This window comes from Gemmatimonas sp. (assembly GCF_044376735.1).
Classification (GTDB): Bacteria; Gemmatimonadota; Gemmatimonadetes; order Gemmatimonadales; family Gemmatimonadaceae; genus Gemmatimonas.
Genome location: NZ_JBILKJ010000015.1, coordinates 22,493 through 44,829, shown reverse-complemented (window position 1 = coordinate 44,829; position 22,337 = coordinate 22,493). Strand labels below are relative to the sequence as shown.

Sequence of the window (22,337 nt, the reverse complement as noted above, 5' to 3'; positions counted from 1 at the left end):
GATTTGTGCGGCATTCGGTTCGCGCGCCCTACGGCACGAACACGCGCGGTGGCAGCGTGATCACGTGTGGCGTCCCCGCGAGGAGCTGATTGATCTTGCCGACCCGATCGCGAATGATGCCATCCAGCCGTGCCTGGGCCTCGGTCGACTCGACGCGCAGCTCACCCGACCGCAGCGATTCGCCCTCCGTGGGCGGCCCGAACGGGCGCGCGATCATCTGCTGCACCGACTGCACTTCTTCGCGCAGCCGCGGATACTGGCGATAGCCCAGCCCGGGGAGCGGGCGGGCGAGCACGGAGTCGCGGAACTGCTTGAGCTCCTTGAGGGTGACATCGATTTCGCCGAGCACGACACGCGTCGCCGCGCCGCTGCTGTCACCCGGCGCACGGGGCGCGCGACGCAGCTGATCCTGCAATGCCGTCAGTTGGCGGGTGATGTCATCGCCGGCGGCAATCGTGCGATTGACCCCGGCCCCGACCGCCTGAATGCGCTGCGTGGCTTCAGCCTGCGCCACGAGCTGCGCGGACGTCATCTCCGAGCGCGGATCGGCGCGGACTTCGACCGTCTTGCTGTAGCGCTTTCCGTCGGCCACCAGGGTGACCGTGTAGGTGCCGGGCAGCACGGTCGGCACGGCGGGACCGCCAAAGCCTTCGCCTACATCGCCGCCACCCGCCGAGAGCGCCGCCAGGCGACGGCGCACGCGCAGTCCCGCGAGCGTGGTGTCCTGCGGCGCCGCCGCCGCCCCACCGCGTCCGCCGCCACCGCCAGCCGGCGTTTCGCCGCGCAGATCCCACGTGGTGCGATTCACGCCCGCTTCGTCGGGCACACGTGCCAGACGGCGCACCGGCTTGCCGTCCTTGTCGGTGATGAGAATGTCCACCTGGCCAACGGGCTGCGACTTGAGGTAGTACGACAGGATCGCACCGGCCGGTGGATTCTCGCCGGCCCACTTTTTCTGGCCGAAGTTGCCGTCCTTGGTCCACGTCACCCACTCCGTCGCCGGCCGCACATCGAACAGCGCCGCCTCGGCGGTGATGGTCGAACCGAGCTGCTGCAACGCCGAGATGTCGTCGAGGATGTACACGCCGCGGCCGTGCGTGGCGAGGATGAGATCGTTCTCGCGCGGATGGATCTTGATGTCACGCACCTGAACGATGGGCAGCTGATTCAGGATCGAGACCCAGTGCTTGCCCCTGTCCCACGACGCCCACGCGCCCATCTCGGTGCCGATGTAGAGCAGGTTGCGATTCTTCGGGTCCTCGCGAATGACATGCGCCCATCCCGCGTTGTCCGGAAGATCACCGCGCACGCTCGTCCACGTCTTGCCGAAGTCGGTGGTCATGAACGCGTACGGGGCGTAGTCATCGTCCTGATGATGATCGGCCACCACGTAGGCCGTGCCCGCGTCGAAGCGCGACGCTTCGATGGTGGGCAGCCACGCGGCCGGCTTAAGCCCCGGCGGATTGGTGAAGACGTTGCTCCACGTTTTGCCGCCATCACGCGTGACCTGCACGTTGCCATCGTCGGTGCTCACCCAGATGATGTTGGGATCGAGCGCCGACGGCGCGATGCTGAGAATGGTGCAGTGAAACTCGGCCGCGGTGTTGTCCACCACGATCGGGCCACCACTGGAGACCTGCTTGGCCGGATTGTTGGTGGTGAGATCGGGAGAGATGACGGTCCACGACTGGCCACGGTTGCTGCTCTTGAACAGCACGTTGCCGCCGAAGTACACCGTGCCCGGATCCTGCGGCGACAGTTCGATCGGCGAATTCCAATTGAAGCGATACTTGTGGCCCGCCATCGCATCGCCCACCGAGCCCACGCGGTTGGGATACGGATAGATCATCTTCTGCGAGCCGCTGCGACGATCGGTCACGTAGATCATGCCGCCCTGCGCGTCGGAGTAGATGATCCACGGACGCTCGAGATCGGGCACACCGAAGAACCCGTCGCCCCCCGACACCGTGTACCAGTCGCGGCGCAGGATGCCCTGCGGATTGAGCGAGTTGGACGGGCCACACCACGTGCCGTTGTCCTGCAGTCCACCACACACCCAGTAGGGGCTCTGCAGATCGTAGTGGATGTGGTAGAACTGCGTGAACGGAAACGTGTTCACGATCTCGAAGTTCTTGCCGCCATCGTTGCTGATCTGCCAACCACCATCCGAGCCGGAGAGAATGCGCCGCGGATCGACCGGATCGATCCACAATGCCTGATGATCGCCGTGAATGTCGCGCGCGATGGTCGTGAAATTCTTCCCGCCATCTTCCGAGAAGTAGAGCGCTCCCGACAGCGTGAAGACCCGGTTGCTGTTCTTCGGGTCCACTCGAATGTCGGCGTAGTAGAACGGGCGGAAGTTGATGTTCGGGTCGCGGTTGATCATGCGCCACCGCTTGCCGCCATCATCGCTGCGCCAGAGCTCCCCTTCATCCTTCGTTTCCGTGAGCACGTACACGATGTCCGGCTCACTCGGGCTGACCGCGATGCCGATGCGATCCATCGCCGTCTTCGGCAGCCCCAGTTCGCGATCCTTCCCCGACAACCGCTCCCAGGTTTCGCCGCCATTCACCGACTTCCACACCGCCGTGTTGCCACCGCCGCTTTCCAGGTGCCACGCCCAGCGCCGGTACGTATACATGCCGGCGTAGATGATGTTGGAGTTGTTGGGGTCGGCCGAAATGTCCGAGCACGCGGTCTGCGGATCGACGTACAGCACCTTTTTCCAGTTCTTGCCGCCGTCGGTCGTCTTGAAGACACCACGCTCTTCACTCGGTCCCCACTCGCGGCCGATGCCGCACGCGTACACGATGTCGGCGTTCTTTCCGTCCACGATGAGGCGCGCGATCTTGTCGGTCTTGGCAAGGCCGATGTGCGTCCAGTGGTCACCGCCATCCACCGACTTGTACAGGCCGTCGCCCACCGACGCGTTGTTGCGCGGGTTCCCTTCGCCGGTGCCGACATACACCACATTCGGATCGCTTGGCGCCACCGCAATCGCGCCGATCGAAATCGACGTCTGCTTGTCGAACACCGGCTCGAACGTCACGCCGCCATTCTGCGTGCGCACGATGCCACCGTTCGCTCCACCCACGAAGTACGTGAGCGGATCACCGGCCACGCCGGCCACTACCGAAATGCGACCGGCCTGATTGATGGGGCCGATCGAGCGCCACCGCAGCGAACGCAGCGCCTGCGCCTCCGGGGAGTTGTCCGGCTGGCCGGGGCCCGCGGCGTAGCGCACCGGAGCCGCCGGCTGCGCGCCACGTGCTTGCGCCTGCAGCGCCGACGCGCCAAGCACGAGGCCGATCGACAGGGTGACCGGCAGGCCGGTGGGCGCGAGCCGCAACGCCAGCTGAAACGATCGAGGGATCGTGGACACGACGAAAGCTCCGGAGGGAGGGTTGAGGGGAGTGTACCGCGTCGAGCCGCGTGAACGCGTGAACGCGTGAACGCATGAGCACCCGCGGAGTTTGGTGCGGAGGTCGCGCGCTGTCAAAGCAGGACGGCACCGGGTGCTCGCTAGACGGAGAACCGCACCCTATACTCCCCACGCCGATCGCATGGTCAGGCCGTCGCGACGTCGGTCGCGACCGACCTCCGCACGCAGGCGTACCTCTTCACGCAGGGGCACTCGGGTATGGTGCAGGTGCAGCGCCGCTGGTTTTCACCGATCGACCGGACCGCTCCTTTGAGAGCGCTGGCCCTGCTGCTGATTCCCTCGGTCGCCCTCGCGCAGCGCCCGGCCGCGAGCCCCGCGCGCGTGGTCCCGCTCAAGCCGTTCGCGCCCCCGGCGTGGGCCGTGCCGAGCGCGCCGATACCCGTCGGCGCGGCACCGCGCCCCGACAGCACCGTGTGGCACCACGTGGCCGGCTCACCGCGCGCGTACACCATGCAGCAGATCGGCAACGCGTTCGATATCCCCGACTGGTTCCCCGACGCGCATCCGCCGGCCCCGAAGAGCGTGCTGTACGGCACGCGCCCCACCGGCCGCGCCTGCGGCTACTGCCACTTGCCGAACGGCGCCGGGCGGCCGGAGAACGCGACGCTCGCCGGTCTGCCGGCCGCCTACACCATCGCGCAGATGCGCGCCTTCCGCGACAGCTCGCGCAAGAGCGCCTCCAAGGATTGGCCCACGAACTCGATGCACGCCGTGGCCGCCGGCGTGACAGACGACGACGTGCGCGAAGCCGCCGCGTACTTCGAGCGGCTCGCGCTCACCCGCCGCAATCGCATCGTGGAAACCACGCGGGTGCCGGTCACGCGCGTGGAAACGATGCTCGCCGTGAAGGAGGGCGAGGGCACCGAGCCCATTGCCGGCCGCCTCATCGAAGTGCCTGATGAACTCTCCCGGCACGCCATGCGCGACCCGACCGTGCGGTACACCACCTACGTGCCGCCCGGTACACTCGCGCGCGGCCGCCGCGTGGCCACCCAGGGGCCAGCCGGGATCGCCACCGCGTGCAGCACGTGCCACGGCCCCGACCTGCTGGGCATGGCCGGTACCCCCCCGCTGGCGGGACGCAGTCCGGCGGGCATGCTGCGGCAGCTGGTGAGCTTTCGCACCGGCGCCCGCGCCGACTCGGCCAGTGTCGTCATGCGGCCCATCGTGAACGCGCTCACGGTTGACGACATGGCGGCCGTGAGCGCGTATCTCGGCAGCCTGCCGCCGCAGCGCGGCGCGAAGCACTGACCACGCGCTCGACAACTGCTGATCCCCCGAGTGCCTCCACGATCGCGATCACACCAGACCACTCACCCACGCCCCATGCGCCGTCCTCACGCCCTCCTTCCGTGGTGCGCGCTCGCGCTGCTCGCCAGCACCGTGCCACTCGCGGCCGCCTCGCGCGCGCCATCGGCCCCGGTACGCCCCGCGGCGGGAGCGCCGGCACGGGCAACCGTCTCGACACTCAAGGTCACCGTCCTCTCCACGATGCTGGCCGGCAACCCCGACAAGGGGATCGGTGAGTGGGGGTACGCGGCGCTCATCGAGGTGGACGGCACGCGCTACCTGTTCGACACCGGGGCCCGCCCCGACGTGGTGCTGCACAACGCGAAAGAGCTGGGCGTCGATCTGGCCACGGTCACCGACGTGATCCTGAGCCATAACCACGGTGATCACACGGGCGGGCTGCTCACGCTGCGTCGTGCGGTGATGGGGACGCGGCGCGACGCGCTATCGCGGGTGCACGTGGCCCGCGGGATCTTCTGGGCGCGCCCCGACAACGGCAAGGAGGGCAACGGACTCCTCGACAAGCGGGCCGCCTACGAGGCAACCGGGGGCACCTTCATCGAGCACGATGGACCGGTGGAGCTGATGCCCGGCGTCTGGTTCACGGGCCCGGTTCCTCGCCCCTTCACCGAGCGCAACTGGAGCATGCGCGGGTCCGTGACGACGCCGACTGGCACGGTCGAGGACAACGTCCCGGAAGATGCCTCGCTGGTGATCAACACGGCCGACGGCTTGGTGCTGGTGTCGGGGTGCGGTCATTCGGGGATCATCAATACCGTGACGTATGCGCGGCAGGTGGTGCGGGCGGCGCCCATTCACGCGGCTATCGGCGGCTTCCACCTGTTCGCCGCCACCGACGCCCAGCTGCAGTGGACGGCGACCCAGCTCAAGGCGGTGGGGCTCGTGTATCTGCTGGCGGGCCACTGCACCGGCATCGAGGCGACGTATCGCCTGCGCGACCTCGCCGGGCTGACGCGGCGCACAGCGATCGTGAGCGCCGTCGGCTCGTCGTTTACGCTGGGCCAGGGGCTCACCCCGTTGTCGCTCGCGCAGTGACCCCGGCGGCGGCCATCCTCGACACCCTGCGCACGCGCTTCGCGCAGCACCCCGCGCGCCACCCCGACGTCACCTGGGCGCAGGTGCTCGCGCGCCTCGAAGCCAGTCCGGGCGCACTCGCCGTCCTGCAGGCCATGGACGACACCGGCGGCGAACCGGACGTCATCGCCCACGACCCCACGTCGGGGGCGGTCACCTTCGCGGACTGCGCGGCCGAAAGTCCGAGCGGGCGACGCAGCCTCTGCTACGACGACGAAGCGCTCCATGCGCGCAAGGAAGCGAAGCCCGCCGGCAGCGCGGTGGGCATGGCGACCGCGATGGGCGTCACGCTCCTCACGGAAGCGCAGTACGCGCAGCTGCAGACGCTCGGTGCATTCGACCGCAAGACGTCGAGCTGGCTGCACACCCCGCCCGAGATCCGCGCGCTCGGCGGGGCGATCTTCGGCGACCGACGCTACGACCGTGTCTTCACGTACCACAACGGGGTGCAGTCGTACTACGCCGTGCGCGGATTCCGGGCGAGTCTCACGGTGTAGCGGGAGATGACGCCGACGGGGATCCCCGCCTGCGCTCGGCGGTCGGTTGGCGTGCTAGGCTGGACAGCGTCGGCAGCGCAACACCACCCTACGTCCACGCCAACGTGTCATCGGTAATCGGCAACGTGCGAATACGCCGACCCGTCGCCGCGAAGATCGCATTGCACACGGCGGGCGCAGCAGGCGGCAGTGCCGGTTCACCCAGCCCCGTTGGCGGCGCCGACGACGCGACGAACCGCACATCGATGACCGGCGGCGCATGATTCATGCGCAGCATCGGATACTTGTTGAAGTTCGTCTGCGCCGCCGCGCCACGCTCGATCGTGACTTTCTGAAACCACGCCGCGCTGATGCCATCGAGCATCGAGCCCTGCACCTGTGCCTCGGCGCCGCTCAGGTTCACGATGGTGCCCGCATCAACGGCGGCCGTGAGCTTCTTGATCGTGAGTGCACCCGCCTTGCTCACGGCCACATCAGCGACGATCGCCACATAGGCGTTGTTCGCGAAACACACGGCGAATCCCTGTCCCTCGCCGCGCGGACGCGGCTGTCCCCACTTCGCGGTCTCGGTGGCCAGCTTCAACACCGCCATCATCTTGTTCGCGTTGAACCGCGGCGATGCCGGCACCGTGGCCAGCATGTCGAGCGTAAACGCGAGCGGGTCCTTTCCTGCGGCGTGGGCGAGTTCGTCCATGAAGCATTGCGTGGCCCACACATTCCCGTTGTCACCGGGCGCCCGCCAATACCCGGTGGGAATGCCCCCGCGCAGTTTGCTGGAACGCACCTGCGACCCGGGAATCGCATTGAACGGGAAACCCTCGGCGGCCATGTCGCCCGGTCCGCCCTGCATCTTCACAAACGCGTCGTGCAGCGCGACCACTTTGCCTTGGCTATCGAGTCCGGCCGAGAAGAAGTGCCACCCGTTCGAGCGATAGTTGTCGTGCGCAAAGTCCTGCTCGCGCGTCCACGTGAGCTTGATGGGGGTCCCCGCCAGCTTCTGGGCAATGGCCGCCGCTTCGATCGAAAACTCGTTGCTGCCGCGTCGGCCGAATCCGCCACCCAAGCGCGTGATGTGCACTTTCACATCCTTCGCTGACAGGCCGAGGCCCTTCATCACCAGCCCCTGTCCCGATGACGGAATCTGCGTGGGCGTCCACATCTCCATCACGCCGTCCTTGAACCACGCGGTGCAGTTCTGCGGCTCGAGCGTGGCATGCGCGAGAAATGGATAGTGATACACCGCGTCGACCGCACGTACCCCCGCCGGCAGCGCCGCCGGCGCATTGGCCTTCGCCAGCGCAACGGCCTGCTCGGCCATCTCGGTGCTGCGCTGCGCCACCTGCGGCCCTTCGTTCCACTGTACCTTCAACGCCTTGGTGGCGCTGAACGCGTTCCATGTGGAATCGGCCACCACGGCCACTCCCGATGGCAGGCCCGCGATACCACTGAGCACGAACGCATCGCGCACGCCGGGCTTCGCCTTCACGTCATCCAGGTTCGCACTCACCACCTCGCCACCGAACACCGGACACTTGGTGTACGTCGCGTACAGCATCCCCGGCAGCGTGACATCAATGCCGAAGAGCGGCGCCCCCTTCACGAGCTGGCGATTGTCCACGCCCGCGATGCGGGTGCCGAGCAGTTTGAATGTGCTCGGATCCTTGAGTGGCACGTTGACGGGGGCCGGCAGCTGCGCGGCCGCCGTCGCGAGGGCGCCGTACGTGGCCTTGCGGTTCGACGCCGCGTGCATCACGACGCCATCGGCGGTGGTGCATTCACTTGCACTCACGTTCCACGATTGTGCCGCCGCTTCGACGAGCACCGCCCGCGCGGCCGCACCGGCGCGGCGCATCGCGGTGTAGTTCGCCACCGTCGAGCCGCTGCCAACGCTGAACTGCCGGCCGTACGCCGGATTGAGGTCACCCTGCACGACGGTCACCTGCTCCCACGCCACGTCGAGCTCTTCGGCGATGATCATGGGCAGCGACGTCTTGATGCCTTGTCCCATCTCCGAGTTGGGCGCGATGAGGGTGACGGCGCCGCTCGGTGCGATGCTCACAAACACGTTCGGGGCAAAGTCGGCGATGGGTGCGACGCCTGACGGCGCGAGCCCGGTCGCTGGCGCCGCATCGGCGACCACGAACGACTCGGCCGCGTCCAACGCGCTGGCGACCAGCAACCCACCGCCAGTCAGCGCACTGATCTTGATGAACTGACGTCGATCGAGTGTCATTCGCGTGTCCCGTTGGCTGGAGTGCCCGTCGCGACCAACTCGGCGGCGCGCTTGATGCCGGCACGAATCCGCGTGTACGATGCGCAGCGGCACAGATTTCTCGACATTGCCGCATCGATGTCGGCGTCGGTGGGACGCGGCGTGGACTTGAGTAACGCGGCCGCCGCCAGGATCTGTCCGCCCTGACAGTATCCACACTGCGGAACATCGAGCTCGCACCACGCCTCTTGCAGCGCGCGCGCCTGCGGCGTGTCGATGCCCTCAATCGTGGTGACGGCGGCCGTGCCGACGGTCGAGACGGCCGTGCGACAGGATCGCGTGGGAACGCCGTTCACATGCACCGTGCAGGCACCGCACTGTGCGATGCCGCAGCCGAACTTGGTGCCGGTCAGCGCCAGCGAATCGCGCAGCACCCACAGCAAGGGGGTGTCGGCTTCGACGGTCACGGTTTTGGACGCACCGTTCACGTTGAGTGTGTACTTGCCCATCGAACGCTCCGCGACATCATGTGGGAAATCGTGTTGATCTACTTGCGGCGATAAATCGAGGTGCCGTCTTTGATCGTTTCCAGCACGGTGATGTCTTTGATCGTGGAAGGCTCCACCGTGAGCGGATTCCGATCCAGGATCACGAGGTCGGCGCGCTTACCCACTTGGAGCGAACCCTTGCTGTCCTCCTCGAAGTGCTGATAGGCCGACCACAGCGTCATGGCCTTGAGCGCCTGCAACGGCGTGAGCCGATGCTCGGGACCGAGCACATAGCCGCTGCGCGTGGTGCGATTCACGGCGCTGTCGAAGATGCGCATGGAGTTCGGAAACGTGACCGGGGCATCGGACTGGATCGTGAACATCATGTTCTTCGCGAGCAGCCAACCCATCGGCGAGATGTTCTCGGCGCGCGCTGGACCCGCGACCGATTCGCGATGGTAGTCGCCCCAATAGAACGTGTGCATCGGGTACAGCGCCGGAAAGATCCCCAACTCCTGGAGCGCGGACACCTGATCGTTGCGCAGGAACTGCCCGTGAATGAGGACGGTGCGGCGATCGGTACCGGGCACGGCGGCTTGCGCCGCTCGCACGGTGGTGATCAACTGATCGATGGCCGCATCGCCGTTGGCATGCGTCAACATCTGCCAGTTGTTCTGATAGGCCAACGTGTACCACTTCAACGCCTCGGCATCGGTGAACGCCGGATACCCGGCATACGACGCCTTCTCGCCGGGAGGGGCCTTCAAGTAGGGCTGGGTAAACCACGCCGTCTTGCCTTGAGGCGACCCGTCAAAGGTGAGCTTGACGCCCCCGAGGCGCACATGGTTGGTGTAGCGGCGGGACATCAGCGGACCATGCAGGATGGGATCATCCCCCATCGTCATGATGTCCGCATACGCCACGATATCGACCTTGAATGCGCCCGACGCCGCAAACTCCGGTAACGCCTTGAGGGTAGCGAGATCGGTTTTGCCTTCCTGCACGGTGGTAAAGCCGTTCGCGATATAGCTCGCCTCCCCTGCCTGGAACTGCGCCTTGACCTCCTCAGGGCTGAACTTCGGCGCCAATTTGTACATCGGTCCGAAGTGTGCATTCTCCTGCAACACCCCGTTCGGCGTCTTGCCGTCGGCCTCGCGCTCGATCACGCCGCCCGGCGGATTGGGCGTTTTCGCGTTGATGCCCATCAGCTCCAGCGCCTTGCTGTTGTAGACGCCCAGATGCCCCGATTGATGGATGATGAACAGCGGCATCTCGGTCGACACCGCATCGAGTTCCTGGCGGGTGGGGTGGCGGCGCTCGGCTAACTGCGAATCATCGTAGTTCATGCCGATCACCACGCGATGCGCCTTCACCATCGGCGACGTGGCGATGAATTCGCGCAACGTTTGCTGCAGCGCCGGAATGTCGTTCACGGGGCCGTCGGGTGCGGGCAGCAGATTCGCGGCGATGGCCTGCAGGCCAATCACCGAGAAATGACTGTGCGCATCCACAAAGCCCGGGATGAGTGTTTTGCCCGCGAGGTCGACGACGGTGGTGGAGTCGCCCTGCAGCTTGAGAATGTCAGCCTTGGCCCCGACCGCCACGATGAGGCCATTCTTCACCGCCAGCGCTTCCGCGGACGGTGCGGAATCGTTCACCGTGATGATGGTGCCGCCATGATAAATGGCGTCGGCGGTCGTGGTGGGGTCGGCGGCACGACAGGCGGTCAGCAGCGTCAGGACGGTGGCGGTAGCCACCCATGAAATCGGTGTCACGTTCATGCGAGGGTGAGTTCGGGAAGCGCGCGCAGAAGAGATGGTATACAAGGAGAGCCCGTGCTGGCAGATCACGTCGTGCGAGCGGCTCAGGGACTCAGTTGCTGCGCCGACATAATGCGATTGTCGTAATCGCTCCCCAGAAGCGGGCGATCGCTCGAGACGATCTGGCAGGCACCGCGAAAGTTGAGGCCCGTGCACAGCTTCCACCGCCCGCGCACGACCCGTACCGACGACGCGCGATTCCGGAAGTTGGACAAATCCCCGACCGAGCCGGTCACGGAAAGACACGAACCGCGGTAGACGCGATCTTCGAACAGGACCAGTGACTCGCGGCCGCTCGTGCTGCAGCCGCTACCGCCGTTGTAGCCACCGCCACCGTTGCCGCCGTTGTAGCCGCCGCCACCGTTACCGCCGTTGTAGCCACCGCCACCGTTGCCACCGTTGTAGCCACCGCCACCGTTGCCGTCGTTGTAGCCGCCGCCACCGTTCCCGACGCGTCGCACCGAGGAAATGTTGTCCTGAAACTCGGTGTTCCGCAGATCGCCGATGGACTGCGTAAAGGTGCGGCAAGCTCCGCGGAAGTTGGGGCGATTGCACACCATCCACGCCCCCCCGGAAACCCGCAGGCTGGACGTTTTATTGTCGATGCCAGACCGTCGCAGATCGGCGATATCGCGGCGGACGGTGTAACAGGGGCGACGGTACAACTTGTCGTCGCAGAGCTGGATCTCTTGCGCCTTCAGCGCCGCGGCGCCGAGGGTAAGCGCGCCAGCGACGGAGACTGCGGTGACCAACGAGTGCATGACGGAAAATTGCACGAAAGGGGCTCCTGATCTTGGGGGCAGGACAGCGCGTCGGTTCGCCCATCCGGTCCGGTGCGGAGGCGCCGGATGTCAGACGAGAAGATGCAGGCTCGCCCGCCGTTGCACGAGGTCAGGCAGGTAACAGGCGTATGGCGACGGCGCGGTCCGTTCGCGCCACCACGATCAACCACATTCGAAACACGCGATGGAGCGACGGGTCGCCCCGTTACTCCACCGCCCCCACCAGGTTCTTGCGCGGGTCGATGATCCGCAGCACCCCATCGATGCCGGGCTGATTGAACCCCTTGAAGCCGTCGTTCCGCTCCAGGTTCTCGAGGTGCGACCCGATCGCCCCGTGCAAACGGAAATCCTCGGCCTGCTCCGGCGTGATGTGCCCCGCGCTTGCCAGCGCATCCACCCGCGCGGGGTCCACCGGCCACCACTCCCCCTGCGTTAACGCCTGGTACAGGTGCGGGAAGTCGGAGAAGGGCGGCATGAACGACACGCCCGCGGCCTCCAGTCCCGCCGGCATCCGCACGTGGTCGTACATGCACTCCAGGTGGTTGATCCCCGACTCCAGCACCGACTCGCCGTGCAGCGCGCACCACAGCCCCGCGCGCCGCAGGTACGGCAGCGGCTCCAGCCGGAGGTGCGCGAAGTCGATGTCCAGCTCCTCGGGGGCCAGGTCGATGTCGGCGAAGATCACCGACCCGATCGCCGACTGCTCGAGGATCTGCGACCCCCACCCGGCCGCGTGGCCCGCGTAGAACAGCTCACGACACTCGAACCCCAGCGCCTCCAGCACCGCCACGTTGCGGTGGAACCACTCCCGCGAGCTGTCATAGGTGTGGTGGTCCTGGTTGGCCCATCCGATGCCGTGCGCGTCCTGCCGCGCCTTCTGAATGCGCCCCGCGCGGTTGCGCGACTCCCAGTATTCCCGCTCGGCGCGCAGCCACAGCCAGCACGCCCAATCCTGCCCCAGCGCCTCCACCGCCCGCGACACCAGCACGTCGGTGTGATCGTACCCTGCGCCGATGTCGTCGAAGGCCCGCCGACGCGCGCGGAACGCCTGCAGCTGCAGTCGCGCCTCGCGCAGCTGCACCGGCGACGGGTCGTCGGGCTCGAAGCCCAAAGCGCCGCGCCGTTCGATCGCGTCGAAGGCAACCCGCGCTCCCGTCGCCACGCGCACCCGCCGGAAGGGGGCGTGCATCGCCCCCTCCACCGGTGCGCCCAGCCCCTGCGCCGCCACGAACTCGTGCGCGTATTCCACCTTGAACCCCACCGTGAGCCCCACGCCGCCGGACAGCACGGCGGGGAACATCCCCGTGGGGTTGCGCAACACGCCCGGCTGCGCCGGGTCGTCTTCCCACCCCGCCTCGCGAAACGACGCCACCAGCGCCGCGTCGCCCACGCGGACATGGTCCAGCAGGTCCAGCATCCGGACACCCAGGTCGTCCATCAGCCGCCCGGCCAGCGCCGACGCCTCGGGGACCCGCGCCAGCGCGTCGTCCAGAACGGTGCGTACCAGCAGGGCGGCGGCCGGCTGCGTGGTCCAGGTGCGGTGCGTGCGGAAGGGGGCGGCGGACATGGGTGTGCGGGTGGGGGAAGGCGAGCGCCGCGGCGCGCTCGCACCCGGCCGATCTTCGTGTTATCGTAACTGCTGTTATGGAAACCCGCAAACCGACCCCCCGGTGAGCCGCCCCCGCGGCAACCACACGGAACGGCGTGAGGTCATCGCCCGCGCCGCCGCCGACGCCATCGCCACCCGCGGGCTCGAGCAGGTCACCCTGCGCGACATCGCCGCCGCCCTCGGCGTCACCACCGGCGTCCTCACCCACTACTTCCCCTCCAAAGACGCCCTGGTCGCCTTCACCAAGGCCCAGGCCTTCAACCGGCACCTGACCCGCGCGCGCGACGCCGCCGCCGGCACTGACGGCATCGAGCGCCTCCACGCCGTGGTCACCGAGCTGCTCCCCGTCGACGCCGAGCGACGCACCAGCTGGCGGCTGCTGGTGGCGTTCCACGGCAGCGCCGTGGGCTCGGCCGCCATGCGGCGCGCACACGACCGCCGCATGCGCGCCTGGTTCGCCTTCTTTGCCGAGTTGGTGGCACCGCTGGGCGTCGCCGACGCCGAAGCCACGGGCATGGCCGTCGCTCTCTTCGTGGAGGGGATGGCGGTGCACCTGGCCATGATGCAACGCCCCCGCCCCGCCGCCTGGCAGCGGGCCTTCGCCCGCACGCAGGTGGAACGGCTCGTGGCGCCGGCGACGCCCCCAAGGGTCACTCCGACCCCGTGAGACCCGCCCCGTGATCACCATGCGCGGGCACCAAGTCCTCCGCCCGCGTCTGAGCCAGCGTCCGGCGGAAACACCGGTGGATGTCAACGTCCCGGTTGTGTGCCAGCTCCGCCACCACCGCCACTCGCGAGCCCAGCTCCTCCGTCGTGGTACCCCCCCCCGATGACACCGCGCCCGCCGCGCAGGATGTACTTCTGGATCTTGCCGGTGGCCGTCTTGGGGAGCTCGGCGATCAGGGTGAACCCCTTCGGGACCTTGAACCCTGCCAGCTGCTCGCGGGCGAATGCGCGGAGCGACTCGTCGGTGGTGGCAACGTCGGGGCGCAGCACCACGAAGGCGTGCGGGACCTCGCCCCAGTGGTCGTGCGGCATCCCGACCACGGCCACCTCAAGCACCGCGGGGTGGCGCAGCAGCGCCCCCTCCACCTCGATGGAGGAGATGTTCTCGCCGCCACTGATGATGACGTCCTTGAGGCGGTCACGGATCTCGATGTAGCCGTCGGGGTGCACGACGGCGGCGTCGCCGGAGTGGAACCACCCGCCGGCAAAGGCGCGGGCGGTGGCCTCGGGGTCGTTGTAATAGCCCGCCATCACCACGTTGCCGCGCACCACGATCTCTCCCACGGTGGCGCCGTCATGCGGCACGGGCGCGCCGGTGTCATCCACCACCTGCACCTCGCCGGACGTGACCAGCTCCACCCCCTGCCGTGCCTTGCGCCGTGCGCGCTCGGCGGGCCCGAGCCCGTGGTCTTCGGGACGCGGCTCGCAAACCGTGATCAGCGGGGAGGTCTCGGTGAGTCCGTACACGTGCGTGATGGTCCACCCCAGCTCCTCCTCCACCCGCTCGATGGTGGCAGCGGCGGGGGGCGCGCCGGCGGTGAGCACCCGCACGCCGCGCGGGGCCTCCGCGCGCAGCTCAGCGGGGGCGTTGGCCACGGTGATGAGCACCGTGGGGGCCGCACACAGCACGGTAATGCGCTCGCGCGCCCCGGTGCCAAACACTCCGGCCGCGTCCACCTTGCGCAGGCACACGTGCGTTCCCCCCACGGCGGTTACGATCCACGTGAAGGTCCATCCATTAGCGTGGAACATCGGGAGCGTCCACAGGTACCGGTCGGCGCTCGTCATAGGGTGATGGACCAGCGTGCCGACGGCGTTCACCCACACGTTGCGGTGCGTGACCATAACCCCCTTGGGGCGCGAGGTGGTCCCGCTGGTGTAGTTGATGGCGATGAGGTCGCCCTCGGCGATGGCGGGGCGCGCGACCTCAGTGCCTGCCGCCGCCAGCAGCGCCTCGTAGTCCAGGCACCCCGTCTCGGTCCCTTCCAGCGCCACCACGTGCTCGACATGCGGGAGTTCGTGGCGGATGGCTGCCACCTGCGCCAGGTAGTCCTCGTGCACGCACACCACTCGGCTGCCGCTGTGGGTGATCATGTACGCCCAGTCGGAGGGGAGCAGGCGGTAGTTGAGGGGCACGATGACCGCGCCAATCTGGGGCACGGCGTAGTACCCCTCCAGGTGCGCATGCGTGTTGGGGGCGATGTACGCCACCCGGTCGCCGGGTCCCACCCCCAGACGCTGCAGCGCCTGCGACCAGCGATCGACGCGGTCGAAGAACTGCGCGTACGTGAAGCGGCGGTCGCCGTCGACCACCGCCTCGCGGTGCGCGTGAATGGCGCGTGCGCGCCGAGCGAACTCCAGGGGGGAGAGTGGCGTTTCCATGGGGGCGGGACGGGTGAGGTGGGGACGGTCAGTCGATCTGCCGCTCCCCTGACCCCATGAACAGGTAGACCACGGCGCCCACCACTGAGATGGCCGCCGTGACAAGAAACGGGGCGGTGTAGGCGCCGGTGCGCTCCACCAGCCATCCGGTGACATACACGCCAACAATGCCGGGGATCGTCCCCGCGGTATTGCTGATCCCCCAGATAACGTCGGCGTAGCGCGGGGCTATGTCGAGGCCGTTGGCGCCAAACCCCGCCATGCAGCAGGCCAACGCGGCCGCCGCCGCGCACATGAGCACGGCGGCCAGCCCGGCGGAGGGGACCAGCGGCATCAGCGACAGGCAAGCGGCCCCGCCCAACAGCCCGGTGCACTGTAGTTGCTTGCGCACGAGAGTGGCGGACACCCCGGCCTTCAGCCGGCGGTCGGCCCAGGCACCGGCCATGTTGGCCATGAGAAACGACGCCAGCCACGGGGCCGCCGACAGCAGCCCGGCGTTGGCCAGCGACACGTTGAACGTGGTCTTGAAGTACGACGGCAGCCACGCCAGCAGCACGTACAGCGACCAGTTGTGGCAGAAGTGATTGATGATGATGGCCCACACGGCAGGGGCGCGCAGGATGCGCCCCCACGGGACGCTGCGCGGGGTCTCGTCGGCGGCATCCGGGAGCGCCACGTCGCGCCCCTCGCGCACCAGCCCGTACCACCCCGCCCCCCACACGAACCCCAGCGCACCGAATGCGTAGAACGCCATGGGCCAGCCATGGTCGCGGATGATCCACCCGGTAACCGGCAGCGCGAACACCGTGCCCATGGCCACCCCGCTGCTCACTAGCGCGACGGCCCGGGTGCGATGGTCAGGGTGCACCCACCGCCCCAGCATGTTGAACGAGCCCGGGAACACCGCGGCCTCGCCGATGCCCAGCGCAATGCGCGCCGCGATGAGCGCGGGGAGCGACAGCTGCGCCGCGACGGGGGTGAGCAGGGTGAACAGCGACCACCAGATCACCGCCGCCCCCAGCACGCGACGCCCGCCGTAGCGGTTGGTCAGCCAGCCGGCGCCCACCTGCAGCAGCAGGTACCCCACGAAGAACGACGACAGCACCAGCCCCTTCACGGATTCGGTCCACCCCAGCTCCTGCTGCATGGGGATGGCCGCCACCGACAGGTTGCTGCGGTCGAGGTACGAAATGAAGACCGCGGCGAAGCAGAGAAGCACCACCGTTTGGTACGCCGGCCAGCGGCCGGCCGAGGATGCAGAGGGGGGAGTCATGTCGGCCTGATGGCGGGTGGGAGGCGGGAGGGTTCCGACTCGTTGCTGCGGCGCGTTATCATAACAGCGGTCATGAAAACCAGCCACCAGTCCCGGACTTCTCCCTCATGAGCGTCGTTCCCGCGCGGCTCGACGCCGCGATCGCCGACCTGCGCCGCCAGCTTGGCGATCGGCTGTCCACCAGCGACTCCGTGCGCGATCTCCACAGCCATGACGAGTCGTGGCACGCGCCCCACCGACCGGACGCCGTCGCCTTCCCGGTGTCCACCGACGAGGTCGCGGCGGTGGTGCGCGTGTGTGCCGCGCACCGCATTCCCGTGGTCGCGTACGGCACCGGCACGGCGCTCGAAGGCGGCGCCATTCCGGAGCACGGCGGGGTGATCGTCAATCTCCAGCGACTCGATCAAGTGCTGCGGGTGAGCGCGGAGGACCTCGACGCCACGGTGCAGGCCGGCGTCACGCACCGCGCGTTGAACGCGCAGCTGCGGGACCTCGGCCTCTTCTTCCCGATCGATCCCGGTGCCGACTGCTCACTCGGCGGCATGGCCGCGACGCGCGCGTCCGGCACGAACGCGGTGCGCTACGGCACGATGCGCGAGAACGTCCTCAGTCTCACGGTGGTGCTCGCCGATGGCCGCATCGTGCGCACCGCCCGTCGCGCCCGGAAGTCCTCCGCCGGTTATGACCTCACTCGGCTGTTCGTGGGTAGCGAGGGGACGCTCGGGATCATCACCGAGGTCACGGTGCGCCTGTTCGGCGTGCCGGAATCCATCGCGGCGGCGGTGTGTTCGTTCGACTCGCTCGCCGGGGCCGTCAATACCGTCATCCGGACGATCCAGCTCGGCGTCCCCATCGCACGCGTCGAGCTGCTCGACGATGTCCAAATGGATGCCGTGAACCGGTACGCGGGGCTGTCGCACCCGGTGCAGGACACGCTCTTCCTCGAGTTCCACGGGTCCGAGTCGTCGGTGCGCGAGGACGCCGCGCTGGTGCAGCAGATTGCCTCGGAGCTTGGTGGGGGCGCGTTCGCCTGGGCCGCCGGCCACGAGGAGCGTCGGCAGCTCTGGGCGGCGCGCCATGACGCGGCCTATGCCAACAAGGTGCTGCGCCCCGGGTGCGGCATGTGGGCGACCGATGTCTGCGTCCCGATCTCCCGTCTGGCCGAGTGCATCCTCGAGACCAAGCGCGACCTGCGCGACAGCTTCCTCGTGGCGCCGCTCATCGGGCACGTCGGCGACGGCAACTTCCACCTCGGCCTGCTCGTGCGGCGCGACGATCCGCGCGAGGTGGCCGAGGCGGAGCGGCTGCACGACCGGCTGGTGCGGCGCGCGCTGGCCATGGACGGCACCTGCACGGGGGAGCACGGCGTCGGCACGGGGAAACTGCGCTTCCTCGCCGCCGAGCACGGCGAGGCGCTCGAGGTGATGCGGGCCATCAAGCGGGCGCTCGACCCACTGGGCATCATGAACCCGGGGAAGGTGCTGCCTCCGTAGTCAGGCGCGTCGCGGACCGGTTCCTCTAGGCATCGACGGTGGCCAGGAATTGGTCAACACGGCGCCGGATCCGGTCGACCTCGTCGCGCGACCACGATGGGCCACTCTCGAAGACGGTGCCGTCTTTCACGGTGATTCGAACACGGTATGTCGGTGCACCTTCGTCCTCGTCGCGAACGCCGATCTCCGTACGCACGACGTCGGACAACGGCAGCACCTGACTGGTGCGCCTCACGACCGGTGCCTCCGTAGAGTAGCTGAGCGTCGCCGTACGCCGATCGAAGACGATCTTCGAGCTCATGCCGGCGACCGCCGCGAAGACGAGGAATACGCTGAGCGCCATCGCCCCCGCAGAAATGCCAGCGGCCACGAAGAAGTAGGGATTCAGGAAAGACTTCCACTCAATCTTGATGAGCAGCTCGTAAGGAGCGGCCAATGGAAAGAGGCTCAGGGCGGCGAGCAGGACACGCATCCCGACGAGCATCCGGGACCGAATCTCCAGGCAATCCCCATGTTCAACCAGCGTGGGATACGACATACACAGGTGATCAGAGTATCGCACGGTGCGGCCTGAGCGACCGCGGACGCGTCAGGAGACCCTGACCATGCTCGCTTCTCACGTACGGGTACGGAGCACGTGCGTCAAAGGTAATGCCGATCGTGCGACCGCCGACGGCGTACCGCCCATGGTTGCGCACCGGACGTTCCGCGACGCAATATCGGGCGGGCGCGACGCCGTCGGGCCTCCTCACCTTCTTCCGTGTTCAGGGCCCAATGTCTCGTCTCGGTTTGCTCTGGCTGCTCTGCGTCACCGCCGTTCCACTGGCTGCCCAGCCTAGTCCGACCACCGGCGTCACGCATGGACAGCGCGCCAAGCGCCTCGCCATCCGCAATGCCCTCGTCATCGATGGCAACGGCACGCCCACCCGCGGCCCGTTCGACATCATCGTCGAAGGGAACGTCATCACCGATATCATCGCTCTCGATCCCGTCGCCATCCGCCGCGGATTCAGCAAGCGGGCGCCGGCCGACGCCGAGATTGACGCCACCGGCAAGTACGTGCTGCCCGGGCTGATCAACGCGCATGCGCACATGCAGTCGAATCGCAGCGGACAGTCGATGGGCGGCTTCGAGTACAATCACAAGATCTGGCTCGCCAACGGCATCACGACGGTGCGGGAAGTCGGCGCCGAAAGCGAGTCGCTGAGCGTGGCGCTCCGCACGAAGTCACAGCGTGCCGACATCGTCGCGCCACGCATGTTCATCTACCCCTTCTTCGATTTCTCGGCGAGTATCCGCACGCCGGCCGAAGCCCGCGCGCGGGTGCAGGCCATGAAGAAGCTGGGCGTGGACGGCATCAAGATCGGCGGCATCGAGCGCGACATCATGGAAGCGATGCTCGACGAGGCGAAGAAGGTTGGTCTTCGTGTCGCGCATCACGTTGGCGTGGAGCAGACCAACGCCTGGGATGACGTGAAGTTCGGCACGACCTCGATCGAGCACTGGTACGGCATTCCCGACGCGGCCATCCCCAACCTGCGCCAGAACTTTCCGAGCGACTACAACTACTCCGACGAAACGGATCGCTTTCGGTGGGCTGGCCGTCTCTGGCGCGAAGCGGAGCCCAAGCGTCTCGACTCGCTGCTGACTGCCATGGTGAAAGCGAACGTGGCCTGGGTGCCGACGCTCGACATCTACGAGGCGAGCCGTGATCTGCAACGGGCCCAGACCCAGCCCTGGTTTCAGGAGTATCTGCATCCGGCGTTGGCCGACTACTTCAAGCCCGACCCGGCCAATCACGGGTCGTACTTCATTGGCTGGAGCAGCACGGACGAAGTCTACTGGAAGGAGAACTACCGCATCTGGATGGCGACGCTGCGTGATTTCGAACGCAAGGGCGGCACCGTCGGCTGCGGCGACGACGCCGGTTTCATTTATCAGCTCTACGGCTACGGCTTGATCCGGGAGATGGAGCTGCATGCCGAAGCGGGCTTCCATCCGCTCAAGGTCATCGAGCACTGCACCGGCAACAACGCGCGCATTCTCGGCGAAGAGGCTCGGCTTGGCCGCGTGCGCGTCGGCTGGCTGGCCGACTTGATTGTGGTGGACGGCAATCCCCTCGAAGACATCAAGGTGCTCTACGCCGGCGGGACCTCGGCGATCCGCCAGGGCAAGGAAGTCAAGACGCTGGGAACGGAGTGGATCATCAAGGACGGGATTCCGTACAACGGCCCGCAGTTGCTTCGCGAAGTGAAGGCCATCGTCGACGCGGCCAAGGCGAAAGTGCGCCAGTAAAGCGGCAGCCCCACCGGTTGTCTTGTCGGCCGTGCGCGCACCGTCGCGCACGGCCGTGACGTTCGTGTCTATCGCATCTCACCAGGTGCCGTACGCACGCGCCAGATGCCGATGGCAATGAGCCCCACGCTTGGCCAGAAGGTGAGGCCGGCGAGCATTCCGTGCAGCACGGGATTGGGATTGGGATCGTCGGTTAGCCCCAAGCGAGCGGCAAGCATGATGCTCGCCAGAGGGCCCGTGCCCAGCACCAGGCACACGATACCGGCGCGGATCCACCACGAGCGGAGGTAGGTTCTCATCATCTCCTCTCAGTTGGATAGCGAGTGGGCATCATCATCGCGTTCCGCGCCGATCCGATCGTACGCGACAGCGACACCGTGCTCAAGGGGATTGATCGCCATGGCCTACTTCGCTGCGCGAATCAGCCGTTCCTGAACCGCACGGAGTGGCAGCGTGGGCCCGCCGGCGATGTTCCATGCATTGAAGACCACCACCATCTCCTGATCGGGAAACGCCATCGGAAACTGCCCGCCGAATCCGGACCCGGCCCAGATGAACGCGTCCTTCTGCACCGGATTGTTGTACAGCCACCACTTGAAGCCGTACTTCGGCGCGCCCGCGCGAGTGCTGGTCGCGATCTGCGGGGTCACCGATTCGCGCACCCAGGCTTCCGACACGACGGGCGTTCCCTGCCACCGGCCGCCCTGCAGCCACAGCTGCCAGATCCGCGCCAAGTCGGTCGCGTCGAGATACAACCCACCCTCGGTGTCGATGGCGCCCGAGGTGGTGCGCTTCCAGTGCCAGTTGGTGATGCCGAGTGGCGCAAAGAGATGGCGCGCCGCGTACTCCTCGATGTCGACGCCGGTGGCGCGGAAGAAGATGTGCGCAAGCAAGGCGCTTTCGCCGCTGCTGTAGTTGAACTGCGTTCCCGGCTCGCGCATCATCGGTCGGTCAATCGTGAACTTGACCCAGTCCGGGCTGGCCTCGAGTGCGCCAGCGGTGTTGCGCGGATCGCTGTACGGAATGCTTTCGTTCCAATCGAATCCACCGCTCATCGTAAGCAAGTGGCGAATCGTGATGCGCCGCTTACGATCGTCGAGGTTCGCCACCGCGGTGGTGTCGAAGAACGTGAGAATCGGGGTGTCGAGTGTGGGGAACTCACCACGGGTGACCGCCACCCCGATGACCGCCGAGGCCACCGTCTTGGAGACGGACTGCAGCGTGTGCAGCGTGCCCCGCCGATACGTCGGGTGCCACCACGGGTTGAAGTAGTTGAAGGGGCCCGTGGGGTCGTGCGAATTGTTCAGCGACGAACTGGCGCGCGACGAGTCGCCGTAGATCGTGTCGTAATCGTGCGGATACCACTTGTTCATCACGATCCGACCGCGACGAATCACGAGCATGCGATCGATATTGCCGTACTTCCCTGCCGTGATCTCGGCGTCAAGGCTGTCGAGCACGGCGGGGTTGAGACCAACCTGCGACGGCTTCGCGATGGGCCACGTGAACGGTTTTGGCTGCGCGCCGAGCGACGAGGCCACGAGCAGCGCGCAGGCAACGGCGACAGCGGAGAACGAGGGGCGAGGTGTCATGGTCGTGTCCTACTCCACCAGAGATACAGAAGAGGGAATGGCTGGTCGGCGGCAGCCAATG

At 67.3% G+C, this 22,337-nt stretch carries 17 protein-coding genes; 6 read left to right on the top strand and 11 right to left on the bottom strand.

Annotation, left to right across the window (positions count from 1 at the left end; all coding sequences use genetic code 11):
* Positions 1 to 28 precede the first annotated feature (28 nt).
* Positions 29 to 3,382 (bottom strand): WD40/YVTN/BNR-like repeat-containing protein, encoded by a 3,354-nt coding sequence (locus ACIRA7_RS04180; RefSeq protein WP_396219560.1) that lies wholly within the window; start codon positions 3,380 to 3,382, stop codon positions 29 to 31.
* 309 nt (positions 3,383 to 3,691) lie between these two features.
* Here ACIRA7_RS04180 and ACIRA7_RS04175 point away from each other — a divergent pair, with 309 nt between their 5' ends.
* The 3 genes from ACIRA7_RS04175 to ACIRA7_RS04165 all read left to right on the top strand — a co-directional run bounded on the left by ACIRA7_RS04175 (position 3,692) and on the right by ACIRA7_RS04165 (position 6,324).
* Positions 3,692 to 4,693: a c-type cytochrome gene (locus ACIRA7_RS04175; protein WP_396219559.1), complete on the top strand. Its 1,002-nt coding sequence runs from the start codon at positions 3,692 to 3,694 to the stop codon at positions 4,691 to 4,693.
* Positions 4,694 to 4,768: 75 nt separating this feature from the next.
* A complete protein-coding gene (locus ACIRA7_RS04170) occupies positions 4,769 to 5,788 on the top strand; it encodes an MBL fold metallo-hydrolase (protein ID WP_396219558.1) in 1,020 nt (339 codons plus the stop codon).
* Positions 5,785 to 6,324: a DUF4256 domain-containing protein gene (locus ACIRA7_RS04165; RefSeq protein WP_396219557.1), complete on the top strand. Its 540-nt coding sequence runs from the start codon at positions 5,785 to 5,787 to the stop codon at positions 6,322 to 6,324. Before ACIRA7_RS04170 ends, ACIRA7_RS04165 begins: the two co-directional genes overlap by 4 nt.
* A gap of 88 nt (positions 6,325 to 6,412) precedes the next feature.
* Here ACIRA7_RS04165 and ACIRA7_RS04160 read toward each other — a convergent pair whose 3' ends face one another.
* The 5 genes from ACIRA7_RS04160 to ACIRA7_RS04140 all read right to left on the bottom strand — a co-directional run bounded on the left by ACIRA7_RS04160 (position 6,413) and on the right by ACIRA7_RS04140 (position 13,193).
* A complete protein-coding gene (locus ACIRA7_RS04160; protein ID WP_396219556.1) occupies positions 6,413 to 8,557 on the bottom strand; it encodes a molybdopterin cofactor-binding domain-containing protein in 2,145 nt (714 codons plus the stop codon).
* Positions 8,554 to 9,045: a (2Fe-2S)-binding protein gene (locus ACIRA7_RS04155; protein ID WP_396219555.1), complete on the bottom strand. Its 492-nt coding sequence runs from the start codon at positions 9,043 to 9,045 to the stop codon at positions 8,554 to 8,556. Before ACIRA7_RS04155 ends, ACIRA7_RS04160 begins: the two co-directional genes overlap by 4 nt.
* 38 nt (positions 9,046 to 9,083) lie before the next feature.
* On the bottom strand, positions 9,084 to 10,781 hold the full coding sequence (locus ACIRA7_RS04150) for an amidohydrolase (protein WP_396219554.1): 1,698 nt from the start codon (positions 10,779 to 10,781) through the stop codon (positions 9,084 to 9,086).
* A gap of 107 nt (positions 10,782 to 10,888) precedes the next feature.
* The gene (locus ACIRA7_RS04145; RefSeq protein WP_396219553.1) at positions 10,889 to 11,620 is read right to left on the bottom strand and encodes a beta/gamma crystallin-related protein; all 732 of its coding nucleotides are present in this window, start codon (positions 11,618 to 11,620) and stop codon (positions 10,889 to 10,891) included.
* Positions 11,621 to 11,831: 211 nt separating this feature from the next.
* Positions 11,832 to 13,193 (bottom strand): hypothetical protein, encoded by a 1,362-nt coding sequence (locus ACIRA7_RS04140; RefSeq protein WP_396219552.1) that lies wholly within the window; start codon positions 13,191 to 13,193, stop codon positions 11,832 to 11,834.
* 103 nt (positions 13,194 to 13,296) lie between these two features.
* Between ACIRA7_RS04140 and ACIRA7_RS04135 the strand changes: the two genes are divergently transcribed.
* Positions 13,297 to 13,902, top strand: coding sequence for a TetR/AcrR family transcriptional regulator (locus tag ACIRA7_RS04135; protein WP_396219551.1), 606 nt, complete (start codon positions 13,297 to 13,299; stop codon positions 13,900 to 13,902).
* Between the two features lie 83 nt (positions 13,903 to 13,985).
* Here the strand turns inward: ACIRA7_RS04135 and ACIRA7_RS04130 are convergent, their stop codons facing one another.
* Together ACIRA7_RS04130 and ACIRA7_RS04125 are read right to left on the bottom strand one after the other, a co-directional pair.
* Positions 13,986 to 15,623 (bottom strand): long-chain-fatty-acid--CoA ligase, encoded by a 1,638-nt coding sequence (locus ACIRA7_RS04130; protein ID WP_396219550.1) that lies wholly within the window; start codon positions 15,621 to 15,623, stop codon positions 13,986 to 13,988.
* Positions 15,624 to 15,651: 28 nt separating this feature from the next.
* A complete protein-coding gene (locus ACIRA7_RS04125) occupies positions 15,652 to 16,896 on the bottom strand; it encodes an ACS family MFS transporter (protein WP_396219549.1) in 1,245 nt (414 codons plus the stop codon).
* Positions 16,897 to 17,003: 107 nt separating this feature from the next.
* Between ACIRA7_RS04125 and ACIRA7_RS04120 the strand changes: the two genes are divergently transcribed.
* The gene (locus ACIRA7_RS04120; RefSeq protein ID WP_396219548.1) at positions 17,004 to 18,389 is read left to right on the top strand and encodes an FAD-binding oxidoreductase; all 1,386 of its coding nucleotides are present in this window, start codon (positions 17,004 to 17,006) and stop codon (positions 18,387 to 18,389) included.
* 25 nt (positions 18,390 to 18,414) lie between these two features.
* On the opposite strand, the gene ACIRA7_RS04115 is transcribed toward ACIRA7_RS04120, so the two are convergent.
* Positions 18,415 to 18,873 carry a hypothetical protein gene (locus ACIRA7_RS04115; protein WP_396219546.1) on the bottom strand — a complete coding sequence of 153 codons (459 nt, stop codon included), beginning with the start codon at positions 18,871 to 18,873 and terminating at the stop codon, positions 18,415 to 18,417.
* 290 nt (positions 18,874 to 19,163) lie between these two features.
* Here ACIRA7_RS04115 and ACIRA7_RS04110 point away from each other — a divergent pair, with 290 nt between their 5' ends.
* Entirely contained in the window at positions 19,164 to 20,684 is a 1,521-nt protein-coding gene (locus ACIRA7_RS04110; RefSeq protein WP_396219545.1) for an amidohydrolase family protein, read from the top strand.
* Positions 20,685 to 20,752: 68 nt separating this feature from the next.
* Here ACIRA7_RS04110 and ACIRA7_RS04105 read toward each other — a convergent pair whose 3' ends face one another.
* Positions 20,753 to 20,983: a hypothetical protein gene (locus tag ACIRA7_RS04105; RefSeq protein ID WP_396219544.1), complete on the bottom strand. Its 231-nt coding sequence runs from the start codon at positions 20,981 to 20,983 to the stop codon at positions 20,753 to 20,755.
* Positions 20,984 to 21,088: 105 nt separating this feature from the next.
* Entirely contained in the window at positions 21,089 to 22,276 is a 1,188-nt protein-coding gene (locus tag ACIRA7_RS04100; protein WP_396219543.1) for a serine hydrolase domain-containing protein, read from the bottom strand.
* Positions 22,277 to 22,337: the final 61 nt, after the last annotated feature.